We start from the raw sequence: 13,740 nt of genomic DNA, 5'->3' as shown, positions 1-13,740 counted from the left end.
TAGATCCTTTCTATTATTTTCTACATTTAGCTTCTTTCATCAACAACTATATCTATAAGTCTTTTATGTATTAGTCTCCATTCTTGGTTTAAATCTACTGTTCTAATCATAACCTTATGCCCTTGAATTAAATAGTCATAGTCTATCTGCTGATTGACCATAGGATAAACTAGTATTCCTTCAGCCTTAGTATTTAATCCACCTTTTGCCTCAACATTTTTTAGATAAGCAAAAAGTTGATATAAATTACTTGAAATTAACTTTTTGGAATTCATATAATAAGTAAATGCATCCTTATAAAATTTTGTATCGATAATTATTTTTTTCTTATCTGTTTCTATAGAAATATCCGTCTGCATCTGGGGCAAATATTCGCTAAAAATATTGTCATCATCAGTATCCCAGTTTATATTTTCTCTATAGACCTTACAGCCCTTTAGCTCTCTTTTATAAAAATTACGAACAAAGTTTTCAAATAAGTAAGGCATCTGCTTAGGGTCTCTTTCAAATTCTTTGAATTTTGATTGACCTGTATTTTCATCTATTAATAAATTATCATAAATAGTTTCGCATATTTTTATCAAAAAATCGTAATATTGATTGTTCCTATTTATTTGAACCTCTTTAAAAACCCTCTTATTAAGTTTTATAGTGTCAATGTCTCTAAAGTATTTATATACGTTTAATAAACCATCTTTTAGTTCATCATTTAATCCTTTATACTTAACTAATTGCTCTATAGTAGTCTTTATTATTTGATTTTGCAAAACATTATGACTTAAATCATCATATTCACAGGACATTCTCCCCTTAAACCATTGCAATGTCTTTATAGAATTATTGAAATCTATTTTTCCTCTTATAAAACTGATATCATCATTAACACATAGGTATCTTCTGTCAAGTCCTCTTTTTACAAGATAATTCAGTCCACTTATCATAACTCTTGAAAAGAGATGGAGTAAGTCATTTCCCTCAATATTGTCTACTGAAATAATGTCTTTTTCCTTTAGTCTGTCCCAGGCATAGCATAACATGATGTTAGTATGTAGGTATGGACATAAAGGAATTGCAATAGTGGTCTGGCATAAATCAGTTTCTAATACAGAAATCTACTTAAAACTTGAAGAACGTGGTAAAATGTTCTAATGAATAAAAAAGTTAAGTACGGTTAAGGTGTTAGTCTACTACTTAACTTTTTTATTTAGGCAATTTCATCTATGTTCATATTTTCAACTATAATAGAATTGTTAATATTTTTTTTTGCTTTTGTGGATGCTAAACTCGCAATATTCACCAATTTATTTACTAACTCCGAAACATCTCTAATTTTATTATTTTGCATCCTATATCCTGTAATTCCCAATGATGCTGAGACTGATATGTTATTTAGATATGAGTATGATTCTATAGATTTTATTATCTTCTCAGCAATTCGTTTGCTATCTTCTATACAATACGGAGTCACTATTGCGAACTCATCTCCTGCATACCTACATAGGTAAGAGTTTGCCTCAAGATTATTTTCTAAGATATTAGCCACACTTTTTAGTATTTCATCTCCAACGATATGACCATATTCTTTATCTATGCAACCAAAATTATTCAAATCTATAAACATTATTGTTGCGTACTTACCGCTTTTTACAAGCTTCAAAATATTATAAAATATGTATTCCCTTTTATACAGTCCTGTGAGGCAATCAATATGCTTACCTAATTCTATATTTAAATTTGTTCTTGTGACATACCCAATAACCTTATCTTGGCTTTTAACAAGAATAGTATCAATCTCTTTATTCAAATCAAATATCTCTTTAATTTCCCATATGTACATACAGTGATCAACACATATATATTTATCTGACATAACATCAGCAACTATTCTATTTGAGTGTGCCCCAACCAGTTCCTTTTTTGTCACTATGCCGACCAATCTCTCATCCTCATAGGCAATAAAGCATTCAATATCTTTTTCATGAAAAATTCCTTGAATTCTTCTAATCCCATTTAATACATCAACCTTCATGAAATTTTTTTCTATAATATCATAAACCTTCTTTATCATAAGTCAATTGTTTTGCTAACATTTAGAGTTATGTTCACTTGAGCTTTTATAATCATCGATTCGTTAGCAATTCGCCCTCCTTCTTCCATAATTATAGAAACAAGTTTATCCTCTGATAGCATATTTAATAAAGACCTTCTCACAACAATAGCCTCAATATATTCATGTTCAACCCTAATTATTTCATATTGCTCTGGTGAGAGTATATCTACCATTCTTCTTGCAGCCTCAGGACCTATGGGTGCTCTTTTCCCTACTAATAATACATCCTGCATTGGAGGCATCTCAAATTCAGAAAAGCGCATATTTATTTCAGCCTTTTTAGTTCCTTCTATTCTACTATCCATGACCCTTCCACCTTCCATAAAAATATATTATCATATTTTGTCTGACTTTTCCATATATATACTACTTTTAATGAACTTAGAGTATTTTACAAGTATTGTTTATTAGTACTGTTATTAATATTGTCGTCTATTCTCTATGTTTGTCAAACTTTGACTTTTTATTGTCTATTATCCCTTCATTTTTAAAATTTTATAAAGACAGTCCCATCAGCTAAATTAATCAGATGCTCTTGTTCCTTAAGCACTATATATTTCATTAGAAACCCTTAATATTTCTTAATATTTAAAATATTTGTAATATAATCTCATTTTAGCAAAATTTGTTATAAAAACATTCTTCATATTAGAAATATTCTTCATCATCTTTTAACTATATAATTAATCTGTTCTATATAATTTCTTATTCTTTTAAAGGATTTAACAAGAATATTAAAGCAGTATCTTTTGAGGTTAAGCCCCCTTAATTATTGATAAAGAGTCTAAAAAAGGAACATTTATAGAATTACCCATAGATGTTCCTGATGAATGCAACACTCTATTTTTTGTTGTAAAATTTTATTTGGCAGAACAAACCTCTTTTATTTTCTAAATAAATTCCCTGCCAAACTCCTAAAATCTTTAAAGATACTGACTTATTCTCCTCATTAAAGGTTCCCTAACTTGTTCGAATTATAGTATCTACAAAACTGTACTAACACCACATTATTATCTCTTAACACATTGTTATATTTGCTCTGCTTCGCATCTTAATCTATAAAAGTATCTTACAAGTTCACCTTCGTCTTTTATAGATTCTTTAAGGGTATTTAAGGTTCTCTTCCCGACTCTTCTATCAATTAATGCCAATGTTTTAACAATAAAATTATCAGATTTCAATGATTCTTCAATAGGAGAGTTTAAAAATCTTTCTACAGCCTCAAGAAAATCATATTGTGCAAAAATATCTTGTTCCTTTACTTTTTTATGAGCTATATCATTGATATTTCTATTTTTAGCTATTTGAGGTAATATATCTTCAGAAAAGCCTTCCTTTCTTAGTAACTCATATATTCTATCTCTCATAAAATCATCTTGATAAAAACAAATATTTTTACTTTTCTTTAATTCTTTTTCTACTTTATATACTTCAATTTCCTTCTTTATAGTGCACATATTTACAACTTCTTTTCCGTTTACCGTTATATATGCCCTTCCCATCTGGTCATGAGCCTTTCTATAATTGGTAATCCAAAATTCTACCTTTCCCTTTAAGCATGGGCAAGTAAAATCCTCTAATTGTTTCTTCAACTTACTCCATCTCATATTTAGTTTACCTCCATTATTTAAGATGAACCTAAAGAATATGCCTTATCAATATAGTTTAACTTTATCATTGTTCCCACACCATTGAATATTCAGTTTCCTTAGTTTCATCATCTTCCTCATATACATAAACAGTAGATTCTGGCAAAATCTTCTTTACAAAATCATAGTTTGATTTCCAATAATCTTTAGAAATAAAACCATGTGTAGTAATATTTGCTTCAAGCCAAATTTTCATTATACTATCTATTTTAGATATATCCAATTCTTTTATCATTATCATTGTAGTCATCTGATGGGTCTGGCTCTTGACTATTTCCTCCATTAGTTAACTCTTATATTTTATCATATCCATCAGGTATTTTGTATGCATTATATGCTGAAGGATATTTTGATTTGTCCCGAGAATGTCTGTTGTTTTGCATAATGCTATCTGATGCAAGGAACTTAAGCCTATTAAGTCTAAGTTTCCTGTCCCTGTAGTATGCCAAATGTATCCATTACCTTTAGTTTATAAGTCTCTTTTTACTAATTGTAAGCGTCAAATAGGTTCTTACTTTCTTCGATAGATAGTTTTACTTTTTTCTTCGTTTCTGCCATCTTTTTCTCCTTTCTTGAGATTAAAAAAGCGACTTAGACTTTTAGTCTTGGTCGCTTCTTTATAATAACCACATGTCTAAATTAATAGTTGATTCCTACAACCTGTTTAACAGACATATCAGAATAAGAAACATTCCTAAAATAAGCATTCCACCCATCTGCTATCTTAAAATAACCATTAGAGTAAGATACAACAGCAATTGAGTGTCCTCCTCTAGATGAGCCCAACTTATCCACAGAAACATGCAAAAGTTTTCCTCCATTTAACGCACTAATCATCGTATTGGATGATGTCCCCGAAAGTTTGGAAGATTTCTTAGGTTTCGCTCCTAGATCTTTTCCAACTTTTGTGTATGAAGGTGCAATTTTAGAACGCGCAGTACCTTCATCTCTTGTACCACTTGCACCTCCATTAGTGTCCATAGCAATATAAAATTTTGCAAAAACATCATTATTGCTGTATGAACTCGAAAGATTCGATTCTCCTAGATGTTTAAAGTATTTCATTATTGTGGTTGCAGCTGTTGGCGCACAATGATCATGCGGATACACTCTTCTTCCATTTGCATCAGTAATTTTTAAATTATCAAAATCTGATGTAACACATGGTGTAAAAGAGGTGCTGCGCATAAGTGTTGTATTTGGAACTTCTACACTCTTTAGCTCAGGTTCAATAGTTGTATTTGGGATTTCTAAACTCTTTAGTTCAGGTTCAATAGGAGACTTATATTCAACTTGTCGTAAAGAAAAAGTTTGCTCTAATTGACTTCTGGTAATTTCTGAAGAATAAATACCACTTTGTGGCATTAAGTCAATAATTCTTCCATCAGCTAGTTCAACATAAATTTCAAAAGGATTTACAAAATAAACCTTTCCTGCCAAAACATCATCATATGTCAATCCGGATTTGATTAAAAGTCCCTCAAACAAATTCCCTTCATTGCTGTAATCGTAGATATGACCACTATAAACATCTGTAATTATATATCCTGCATATTCTCCCGATTCATTTTGAAACTCTATATATTCAGCTACAACTTCTGAATTAACATCTAATAGATCTATCCTCCTTTGTGGCAGTAAACCTTCACTAATATTGCCACTAACGCCATCTTTATTTAAGAGACTTTTTGCAAAGCTATAATTATCTTCCATATCAACATTTGCTCTACTTTTAGCGTAAGCATTATAACTGAATATTGAAAATAACGCTATTAAAATTAACAAGAGTGATATTAACCTTAATTTTAGATTTCTATTACTTTTACTTGTCAACATTGTTTTTGCCTCCTCAACATTCATTTAATATTGTAATTTTTGATTGTATGGTAATGGTAATCCCGTCCCAGGGCCAATATAAATTTTATCCACTCCACCTTTTTTTCTGTGTTTACATTTTGAACAAACATAATCATATTCATAGTATCCGTATTCACCAGACCTATAGCTAGAAGTATATTCCTTAGAAAAGCTATGAGATTCATTGTAACTTCTAATTGTTTCTTCCCATGTTTCATTACCTTGTCGCTTTACGTGTATCACATCAACTTTGTGTTGTCGGTCATTGAGAGGGTAATATGCATACACTGTTCTTATAACCTTTATGTCATTTGCACTTCCAAAAACTGTAGCTTCATCAAATGATTCCACAATGTATTCCATCCGATTTAATTCAGCATTATAAACACCTTGTTCTAAAGTCTTCTCAGTTAGATAATGAAATTCAATATCACTTACTGCATTACCCATTATATCAACTTGTTCTTCAATAGATTGAGCTTGAGCTGAAACAAGTGATGTTAAAATACCTAGTAACACTAAAGTAACCGTTATTAATCGCTTTTTCATAAATTATCCTCCTTACTTAATTTGGTATTGTCAAAAATCTTAATAGAAGTTTCTAACAACCCTTGAGTTTTGAATACTTGTATTGCTTAAAAAGCCTTACCCACTAAAAAAGAATATAAAACTACATTAAAATTAAACTAAATATTTTGTAACCCCTCTTTTCTATTTTGGTAAATATATCTATTCTTAGTAAATATTATCATAAAAATACAAAAAACAATGTAGAAACTTGTAAAAAGCTCTAAAAATTTTATAATGCAATATAAAATCATTTAAATAATTAATCGAGGAAATTGCATAATTAGTATTTTATAAAACTGAAAAAAAGAGCATATGTGACTGGTATAATAAAAGGGAGAAATTTTGGCAAACAAAAACGGAGAGTATTTTCCAGCTTAATACAATAATACCTTATCTTCCTAGGCCCTCCAGGTGTAAGAAAAACTCATTTATCAATTTCATTAGGATATAAAGCAGTAGAACAAGGGTATAAGGTTAGCTTTGTCACAATAGATAATCTGATGCACGTACTAAAAACACAAGAAATATCAAGGAAAAGCAAAGGAAAAATGAATAGAATACTATCTTCTAGCCTTGTCATAATAGATGAACTTGGTTACCTTCTAATAACAAGAGAAGAAGCAAATCTGTTTTTTCAGTTAATATCAGTACTTCATGAGCAAGCTTCAATTATTATCACATCCAATAAAGGCTTAGAAGACTGGACAGAACTATTAGGCAACCCTGCTTTAACAACAGGGATTACGTATAGATGTGAGCTTTTTAGCATGTCTGGCAAGAGTTATAGACTAGAACACAGAAAGTCATTATTTTAATATCCAACTGGGAAAAATTCAGTAAAATTATTTGCCAAAATTTCTCCAAAAACACTTGCCAGTAACAGTTAGCTACTTCAGTTATTAATAAAGAAGAACGTCTTATTATTATAATAAGTTTATACTACTAATTTTCCACTTATATCTTTCTATCCAATATCTTTTACCTTCATAATTTACAATACAGATATTATCGTCTATTTTAATTCTTAATGTAATATAAATTATTCTACCATCCCAGGTAACTTGCTCATCTTCATTGTCGTGATTATCAATAATTTCATATTCTAAATTAGTAGAAAGACCTCTTTCTTCCATAAACATATTAACTAATTGAGAAGAAAATTTATTAAGTATCCATTTCTTATATCCCCCAGAACAAGATCCTGCATCAAAATTAACTGGAGCATAATGTATATATAATATAATAGTTAAAGTTAATAATATAACAAATGTAATAGCAATTTTATACTTAATATCCAAAATACCACTCCTATGTTGTTATATAGTATAAGCAATTTTAGAAGTAAGTATCGAAATTAATTAACTTTAGTTAGGCAATTTTAAAGGTCAATTGACAAGTTAAATGCAACCTTATTGAATCAAAGTGGTTGCATTTAGTCTGACAAACCTCACTTTTTTGACAATAATACATGTATGGTAACTACTACCACATGTGTCTTGCGCAATTTAAAAAGTGAAGAAATTTGTCATGGCCAAAAACAATCATTTAACTGATTCTTATCAAACAAATCGCCTTGAAGCTTGATAAAAGCTCTTCAACTATCTCAAGAGAAATTCTTTCTCGTTCTGTAACCAGCAACAAATATGCACCATATCGCCCTCACAATAGATGTGTGAAACGCTATGATTGTCAAAAGCGCTATCTTTGCAGTGGCAAGCCAAATTGCACTAGACGTTGTTCTTTATGCAACCTTTGCAACGAACCATACGAAGACTACCAGGAATAACCCTGTTACAAACTCTTTGAACCTCCATATGTCTGTAACGGATGCTTAGAAGAACCTCAATGTGTTCTTCGTAAAAAATATTATCTTCATCGCCAAGCTCATGAGGCTTATCGTGAAATGCTTATAGAGTCTTATGTTGGTGCTGATGAAGCATTGGAAAATTTGGCAAGTATTAAAGAAAAGTGGGGACATAAGTATCCTAATGCAATTAAGAGCTGGGAAGATAACTGGGATAATCTAATAACTTTCTTAACATTCCCAGATTATATCCGCAAAATTATGTACACTACAAATGTCATAGAAAGCCTACATAGCCAGTTTAGAAAGGTTACAAAAACGAAATTGATATTTCCTAATGATGAAAGCCTAATGAAAATGTTATACCTAGCAACTGAAAAGGGTGGATATTCTCTTTGGGTTCCTCGTTTCATTGTACAGCAACTAGAAGAAGATAATATGTTTGATGGACTCGATCCATCTATTCCACCACAACCTGATTGCCAAGTTTGTGACGGTACTATGACCCCAAAATCTTATACTGGTATTCGTGGTGTTCACTACGAATACAAAAAATAATCTAATTTCATTAGGTTATTTTGTTGTGCCATAATTTCCCATATCCATTTTTTTGTTTTTGCTGAAAAAGTAGCTCTTTCCTAACGAAAAAAAGCCAAGGCATAATTCCTTGCACCTTGACTCCTTCATCCTTAACCCTGTCTTATTCCCCCTTGTCCTAAAACCTGTCTTGTACCCTTAATCCTGTCTACAAATCCTTTCTCTCTAATCCTGCTTAAACATCCTATCTATCACTTATACTTCGAAACAAATCTTCAAACAATTTTTCTTTATATTCCCTTTTTCTTTTTTCAGCTTCTTCATAGCACGTATCGTCTTCTCGTTTCGATACAACAATTATGTTCATCACTTGCTTGTCTCTCACTAATGAATAAACTACTCTAATTCCAATTTTTTTATACTTTATTTTTAAAAAGCCTACTAAGTTATTGCCATTCTTATTCCCTAAAGGCTTTCCATATCCTCCTTCGCTTTGAGGTAATGGATTTTGAGAAGCCTTTTTTATACCAGCTAAAACCATTTTTCTTAAGAATGCGTCTAATTTATCCAAATCCTTTAAAGCTTCATCAATATATCTTACTTCCCACATCATTCAAGCTCCACAAAATCAATTAATTCGTCTATCTCTTCTTCTTTTATATTATATCTCTTCAAAATTTCATCTTGAGACATGGTATTTTCTATATCATAATTCTTCATTCTTTCATTTACTAATCGTATAAGTTCAATATCTTCTTTCATCTCGTTCATTTTTTCTTTAATTTCTACAAGGTGCATATATTCATTTAATGAGAGTATCACAGCTTCAGGCTTATTGTTTTTTATAATAATATATTGACTTTCATCTTTTACCACATCTTGTATTACTTTAGAAGCCTTGCCACGGCTTAAATCAGATATAGATATGAACTTTTCTATAATATGTTTCAAACTTTCAATTGTATTATCAGTCATAAAAGCATTCTTCCTTTCCAAACTATCCACCAAAACTCCTTGTTGCATTCCTATCCTCCTTTAATATATGATCTCTATACTAATAATATACATCTAAACACTAACTTTTTCAATATTATTTTCATGAATATTTTCATGAAGTTGAATAAAAGGAGAAGCAGGATGAAAGTTTTAAGGAAGTAAGGATTGGAGAAACAGGATAAAGGTTTTGTCTTAAAACTTTATCGGCAGCTCCTCCTGCTTATAGATATTCCTTATAAAATCAGCATTATTGTATGTGTGTTTCTCAAAAGTTTCTCTATCTGCATATTGTAACCTGAAAATAAAGTTCTTCAAAACCCAATTCCCCCAACCCCACTATCCATCTCATTTCCATTTTATCATGAAAATAAAGTTCTTCAAGGAATTTATACAGGGATAAGAATTAGGAAATAAGGTTTAAGGATGAAGGAAATCAAGGAACTTCAACAGCTTGATGCTTAAGGGGAAATGAAAAAGGGATTAAAAAAACAGGAGATTTCTTAGAATTTATTCTAAAATTTCTCCTGCTTTGAAGAACTTTATTTACTTGTTGAAGAACTATATTTTATGGTGACAACAAGATATCCTCCTCAAACAAATTCTTCAAATCCCCATCCCCCAAACCTTCTGTTTTCCTGCATTCTTCATTTATAGGTAAATTAAACAAGGTTACCTTAGATTTTATCCTCAGATAAGGCTTGTTTAAAATGTTTCTTTTATCAATAAATTTTTTATTTATTATAAATCTAATCATTATTTCCTCTTATTAAAATTTGTGATTTGTATATAGGTTTATCTAAAATATTGTAATTCTTATTACTTTTAATTTTTTCTACTAACTTAGCAAACCAATCAGGAGCAAATGGACTTATATATATTTCATTAATTAATTTATTTATATCAATCTCAAAAGTTTTTCCTCTCGATTTTGAAATATCTACATATACTGCTCTTATTTCATCTTCATATTTATAAGATTTGAATTTATAAACTTCTTTTATTCGTTTATTAATTGATATATTGGGTTCTCTTTCTGTTTCCCTAAAGTAAAAAGGTGGCTCATAGTCTTCATCAATACTACTAAATGAATCTATATATCTTACTTTATATATTTTTATCCTATCATTATTTAATGCCTTCTTCAAATCTCCAACTGTTGATTTAATTGCAACACCTGTATTTGGATTAGTATATATTTTCCATAATGCATATGACTCACCCTTAGCTTCATTCCAACAACTAATATAAGTTTTATAGACCTTTTCAAACTCAGTTGATATTTCTTTATGACCATTTGTTATATCTTCTGGCCAATTTTTATAAAACCCTTCTGGCATTTTACCCTCATAATCATCCTCAAAATATTTTGAACTACAAAAATAAATACTTTTATTTTCTAATAGGTCCATAAATTTACTAAAATCCATGTATCTAAATATTGTTACATCATCAGAAGCTTCAAATTTTTTATTTATTAAAGCTATATCTTCATTAAGGTAAATATTTCTTGACATACAGCATTCCCTCCCTTACATACTTTTTGTTATACAAATTTATTAATTAAAAAAATTAATTTTTGTATAGAAGTTAATTAATTATAGTGTAAAATTATTTTATTGAATAAAGCAATATTATATAAATATGCTTTTACATCCTCTAAATCTTTATTTGTAAATTCCTTAGTCTTATTATTTGTAACCTTATAGCTTATTCTAACTGTAGGGTTGTATCCTAATTTAACAGGAACAATATCTTTAAGATAATCCCTAAATGCTCTCTGTCTTATTCTATTATCTTGTTTGTCTCCTTTAAGAACTTCAGGAAATAAAATGTCCTTACTTTTTAATTTATGAAAACCACTTTTCCCTGGGTTAACAATAGATTTACTGGATAAGTCATAATAAGAATTATAATCAAATGAAAACATAGAATTCTGGTATCCTCTTTTCAATGTTATCAGTCTGTATTGATTAAAGTGTTGTTTTTCATCAAATTCACAAATGAAATTATTGGAATTACTAAATAATAATTTTCATCCAAAAAGCTATCTTCCAATCTCTTCAGTCTTATACGATTTTTAATCGATACCATTAAACTCTCTTCTTTTTTGATTTGCTCCCATAATTTTTTGATTGATATAATCATACCCTTTAGGGGAATTAGGTATTAGACAGTCTGAGCAATCCTTGATACCGGATTTGTCTTTATAATTCCCACCACATTCATCAAAAAAATACAGTGGGCAATAACAAAACATACAATTAAATTCATCAACATTATTTACTTTATGGCAAGGTAAATAATGGCACTTAAAATAAATTTAATGAGTCCCTTCAACAACTTCCATATCCATAGATGTAAATACTTCTTTGATCTCTAATAATTTATCTGCCTTACATTTCACTGCACATGCTCCAAGGTGAATTATCTTAACATCAGCATCCTTCAATCTTGTGGCTAATGTTGTGATGTTTTCTTTTGATTCTGAAGAACATATATTGCATGAAAAGAATGCTTGTAGCTCTGTATCTATATCTTCATATCTTGAGAAGTGCTTGTCCTTCTTATTATATGCTTTAAAGCATCCCATGGAGGAACACCTTCCATTAATTTTCTCACATACTCCTATTGCTATTTTCAATTGAGTCAACTCCTTATTATATATGCCATTTTCGACAATTAAGTGCGATAATTAAGAACCGTCCCTGTTTGTTGCACATTCAAGAAACTTCACTAAGGTTCAGGATGACAAACTTAGACTTTTATTTACCTCTTATAATCTTCTCTATTGTCTCTAAATCAGCGATGCCCTCTTCTTCATCTCTACCTATGATTATTGGTTTTACACCTAATTCTTTACAAGCTTGAATCTTCTCTACTGTCCCTCCTGCATGACCGCTATCTTTCATTACACAATAATCTGGATTATAAGCAGCTAGCATTGCCTTGTTGAATTCTTTGGGAAATGGTCCAAGGATAGCTACTATGTCCCTCATATGGACATCACTTTTCTTGCAAAGCTCTATGCTTTCGATGGCTGGCAGCACTCTATAGATAAATCTATTGTCTCCTCTAACCTTTTCAAAGTCCTTTATATTCTTTGAGCCTGTTGTAAAAAATACTGTCCCCTGAATATTTGACAGAAAATCATAGGTTTCTTCATAGGAGTTTAAATATATATGATCCCCACCATGTACTGCTCTTCTGCGGGCATATTTTATATATTCTATGCCCAGCTTTTCACTTATAAATCTTGCATTTTCAGAAACTATCTTTGCATATGGATGGGATAAATCTACGATCATATCTATATGATTATCCTTTGCAAAGTCTACCATTTCATCTCTACTTAATCTTCCAATAAATAGATTGTCTGTGTCGAAGAATTCTTTCCCGTCTTCAGTGGCTATTGTTAAGATATAATTATTAAAATCCCCTAATCTTTCTATTAACTTTCTTGCTTCTGAAGTTCCACCTATGATCCATATCATTTTATATTGTATCCTCTCGGTGTTATTATTTGCTTATCCCTAATAAATGTGTTTGAGTTACCGATAATTAGGACACATAACATATCAACGGATTCATAATCTATTTCCGAAAGAGTTGTGATGGTGATACTTGTATCTGGTCTTCCTGAATTCCTTACAATACCTACTGGTGTGGAACCGTCTCTATATTTCAAGATGATTTCTATAGCTGTTTCTAGATGAGTCTTTCTGCCTTTGGACTTTGGATTATATAGGGATATAACAAAGTCTCCCTCAGCTGCCATATGAAGTCTTTTAAGTATTACTTCCCACGGGGTAAGTAAATCACTTAGACTAATAGATGCATAATCATGCATGATAGGGGAACCTAGCTCTGCTGCCGCTGAGAATGCCGCTGTTACTCCTGGTATTATCTCCACTTCTATATCAGTAGCTAGTTCCAGTATTGGACCTGCCATACCGTATAGGCCTGCATCTCCCGTACTGATAATGGAAGTATCCTTACCTTGTCTAACCATATCTATGGCTGCTTTGCATCTCTCTACTTCCCCCCTCATACCTGTAGAGATAAGCTCTTTCCCATCAACCAAATCACCTAGATAATCTATATATGGGGTATATCCTACGATTACTTCTGAATTTTTTATTACTTCAACTGCTTTATAAGTCATATGTTCAAGACCACCTGGTCCGATTCCTACTACATATAATTTCGCCATTTTTTCC

The 13,740-nt window shown here is 30.7% G+C and carries 18 protein-coding genes and 1 pseudogene; 2 read left to right on the top strand and 17 right to left on the bottom strand.

From position 1 onward, the window contains the following. Positions 1-26 precede the first annotated feature (26 nt). From mcrC to DW1_RS06375, 7 genes are all read right to left on the bottom strand, one after another. On the bottom strand, positions 27-1,037 hold the full coding sequence (gene mcrC, locus DW1_RS06405; RefSeq protein ID WP_074349782.1) for a 5-methylcytosine-specific restriction endonuclease system specificity protein McrC: 1,011 nt from the start codon (positions 1,035-1,037) through the stop codon (positions 27-29). A gap of 167 nt (positions 1,038-1,204) precedes the next feature. Beyond that, positions 1,205-2,068 carry a diguanylate cyclase domain-containing protein gene (locus tag DW1_RS06400; RefSeq protein WP_074349781.1) on the bottom strand — a complete coding sequence of 288 codons (864 nt, stop codon included), beginning with the start codon at positions 2,066-2,068 and terminating at the stop codon, positions 1,205-1,207. Continuing rightward, positions 2,065-2,415, bottom strand: a complete 351-nt coding sequence (locus tag DW1_RS06395) for a hypothetical protein (RefSeq protein ID WP_074349780.1) — start codon at positions 2,413-2,415, stop codon at positions 2,065-2,067. The genes DW1_RS06400 and DW1_RS06395 overlap by 4 nt, the downstream gene beginning before the upstream one ends. Before the next feature lie 723 nt (positions 2,416-3,138). Beyond that, positions 3,139-3,717: an SF0329 family protein gene (locus DW1_RS06390; RefSeq protein WP_074349779.1), complete on the bottom strand. Its 579-nt coding sequence runs from the start codon at positions 3,715-3,717 to the stop codon at positions 3,139-3,141. A 67-nt stretch (positions 3,718-3,784) separates the two neighbouring features. Further along, positions 3,785-4,042: a GNAT family protein gene (locus tag DW1_RS06385; RefSeq protein WP_074349778.1), complete on the bottom strand. Its 258-nt coding sequence runs from the start codon at positions 4,040-4,042 to the stop codon at positions 3,785-3,787. A 356-nt stretch (positions 4,043-4,398) separates the two neighbouring features. Next, the gene (locus DW1_RS06380; RefSeq protein WP_074349777.1) at positions 4,399-5,595 is read right to left on the bottom strand and encodes a C39 family peptidase; all 1,197 of its coding nucleotides are present in this window, start codon (positions 5,593-5,595) and stop codon (positions 4,399-4,401) included. A 24-nt stretch (positions 5,596-5,619) separates the two neighbouring features. Continuing rightward, on the bottom strand, positions 5,620-6,165 hold the full coding sequence (locus DW1_RS06375) for a polysaccharide deacetylase family protein (RefSeq protein ID WP_074349776.1): 546 nt from the start codon (positions 6,163-6,165) through the stop codon (positions 5,620-5,622). Positions 6,166-6,578: 413 nt separating this feature from the next. Here DW1_RS06375 and DW1_RS06370 point away from each other — a divergent pair, with 413 nt between their 5' ends. Further along, positions 6,579-7,001 carry an ATP-binding protein gene (locus DW1_RS06370; protein ID WP_074349775.1) on the top strand — a complete coding sequence of 141 codons (423 nt, stop codon included), beginning with the start codon at positions 6,579-6,581 and terminating at the stop codon, positions 6,999-7,001. Positions 7,002-7,109: 108 nt separating this feature from the next. Here DW1_RS06370 and DW1_RS06365 read toward each other — a convergent pair whose 3' ends face one another. Next, entirely contained in the window at positions 7,110-7,484 is a 375-nt protein-coding gene (locus tag DW1_RS06365; RefSeq protein WP_074349774.1) for a hypothetical protein, read from the bottom strand. A gap of 632 nt (positions 7,485-8,116) precedes the next feature. Here DW1_RS06365 and DW1_RS06360 point away from each other — a divergent pair. After that, positions 8,117-8,365: pseudogene (locus DW1_RS06360) on the top strand (transposase); the annotation flags it as partial. 406 nt (positions 8,366-8,771) lie between these two features. Here DW1_RS06360 and DW1_RS06355 read toward each other — a convergent pair. The 9 genes from DW1_RS06355 to cobJ all read right to left on the bottom strand — a co-directional run bounded on the left by DW1_RS06355 (position 8,772) and on the right by cobJ (position 13,733). After that, positions 8,772-9,137 (bottom strand): type II toxin-antitoxin system RelE/ParE family toxin, encoded by a 366-nt coding sequence (locus DW1_RS06355; protein WP_074349773.1) that lies wholly within the window; start codon positions 9,135-9,137, stop codon positions 8,772-8,774. Then, on the bottom strand, positions 9,137-9,550 hold the full coding sequence (locus tag DW1_RS06350) for a type II toxin-antitoxin system Phd/YefM family antitoxin (RefSeq protein WP_074349772.1): 414 nt from the start codon (positions 9,548-9,550) through the stop codon (positions 9,137-9,139). The genes DW1_RS06355 and DW1_RS06350 overlap by 1 nt, the downstream gene beginning before the upstream one ends. A gap of 538 nt (positions 9,551-10,088) precedes the next feature. Continuing rightward, on the bottom strand, positions 10,089-10,277 hold the full coding sequence (locus tag DW1_RS06345; protein ID WP_074349771.1) for a hypothetical protein: 189 nt from the start codon (positions 10,275-10,277) through the stop codon (positions 10,089-10,091). Then, a complete protein-coding gene (locus DW1_RS06340; protein ID WP_074349770.1) occupies positions 10,270-11,037 on the bottom strand; it encodes a DUF2971 domain-containing protein in 768 nt (255 codons plus the stop codon). The genes DW1_RS06345 and DW1_RS06340 overlap by 8 nt, the downstream gene beginning before the upstream one ends. Before the next feature lie 77 nt (positions 11,038-11,114). Next, complete coding sequence (locus DW1_RS06335) at positions 11,115-11,474, bottom strand: hypothetical protein (protein WP_143474371.1); 360 nt, start codon at positions 11,472-11,474, stop codon at positions 11,115-11,117. Positions 11,475-11,600: 126 nt separating this feature from the next. After that, positions 11,601-11,843 (bottom strand): cysteine-rich small domain-containing protein, encoded by a 243-nt coding sequence (locus DW1_RS06330; RefSeq protein ID WP_074349768.1) that lies wholly within the window; start codon positions 11,841-11,843, stop codon positions 11,601-11,603. Further along, entirely contained in the window at positions 11,844-12,164 is a 321-nt protein-coding gene (locus tag DW1_RS06325; RefSeq protein WP_074349767.1) for a CGGC domain-containing protein, read from the bottom strand. It abuts the gene before it with no gap. 121 nt (positions 12,165-12,285) lie between these two features. After that, positions 12,286-13,014 (bottom strand): precorrin-6A reductase, encoded by a 729-nt coding sequence (cobK, locus tag DW1_RS06320; protein ID WP_074349766.1) that lies wholly within the window; start codon positions 13,012-13,014, stop codon positions 12,286-12,288. Continuing rightward, positions 13,011-13,733: a precorrin-3B C(17)-methyltransferase gene (cobJ, locus tag DW1_RS06315; RefSeq protein ID WP_074349765.1), complete on the bottom strand. Its 723-nt coding sequence runs from the start codon at positions 13,731-13,733 to the stop codon at positions 13,011-13,013. The genes cobK and cobJ overlap by 4 nt, the downstream gene beginning before the upstream one ends. Positions 13,734-13,740 lie beyond the last annotated feature (7 nt).

Origin of the sequence: Proteiniborus sp. DW1, from assembly GCF_900095305.1 — a bacterium.
Taxonomy (GTDB): Bacteria; Bacillota; Clostridia; order Tissierellales; family Proteiniboraceae; genus Proteiniborus.
This window is presented reverse-complemented; position numbering and strand designations above follow the sequence as displayed.

What these genes read in the sequence shown, in the direction of transcription:
- DW1_RS06345 (WP_074349771.1), bottom strand. Translation starts at nt 10,277, where the DNA reads ATGATTAGATTTATAATAAATAAAAAATTTATTGATAAAAGAAACATT.
- DW1_RS06395 (WP_074349780.1), bottom strand. Translation starts at nt 2,415, where the DNA reads ATGGATAGTAGAATAGAAGGAACTAAAAAGGCTGAAATAAATATGCGC.
- cobJ (WP_074349765.1), bottom strand. Translation starts at nt 13,733, where the DNA reads ATGGCGAAATTATATGTAGTAGGAATCGGACCAGGTGGTCTTGAACAT.
- mcrC (WP_074349782.1), bottom strand. Translation starts at nt 1,037, where the DNA reads ATGTTATGCTATGCCTGGGACAGACTAAAGGAAAAAGACATTATTTCA.
- DW1_RS06385 (WP_074349778.1), bottom strand. Translation starts at nt 4,042, where the DNA reads ATGGAGGAAATAGTCAAGAGCCAGACCCATCAGATGACTACAATGATA.
- DW1_RS06350 (WP_074349772.1), bottom strand. Translation starts at nt 9,550, where the DNA reads ATGCAACAAGGAGTTTTGGTGGATAGTTTGGAAAGGAAGAATGCTTTT.
- DW1_RS06390 (WP_074349779.1), bottom strand. Translation starts at nt 3,717, where the DNA reads ATGAGATGGAGTAAGTTGAAGAAACAATTAGAGGATTTTACTTGCCCA.
- DW1_RS06400 (WP_074349781.1), bottom strand. Translation starts at nt 2,068, where the DNA reads ATGATAAAGAAGGTTTATGATATTATAGAAAAAAATTTCATGAAGGTT.
- DW1_RS06380 (WP_074349777.1), bottom strand. Translation starts at nt 5,595, where the DNA reads ATGTTGACAAGTAAAAGTAATAGAAATCTAAAATTAAGGTTAATATCA.
- DW1_RS06340 (WP_074349770.1), bottom strand. Translation starts at nt 11,037, where the DNA reads ATGTCAAGAAATATTTACCTTAATGAAGATATAGCTTTAATAAATAAA.
- cobK (WP_074349766.1), bottom strand. Translation starts at nt 13,014, where the DNA reads ATGATATGGATCATAGGTGGAACTTCAGAAGCAAGAAAGTTAATAGAA.
- DW1_RS06355 (WP_074349773.1), bottom strand. Translation starts at nt 9,137, where the DNA reads ATGTGGGAAGTAAGATATATTGATGAAGCTTTAAAGGATTTGGATAAA.
- DW1_RS06375 (WP_074349776.1), bottom strand. Translation starts at nt 6,165, where the DNA reads ATGAAAAAGCGATTAATAACGGTTACTTTAGTGTTACTAGGTATTTTA.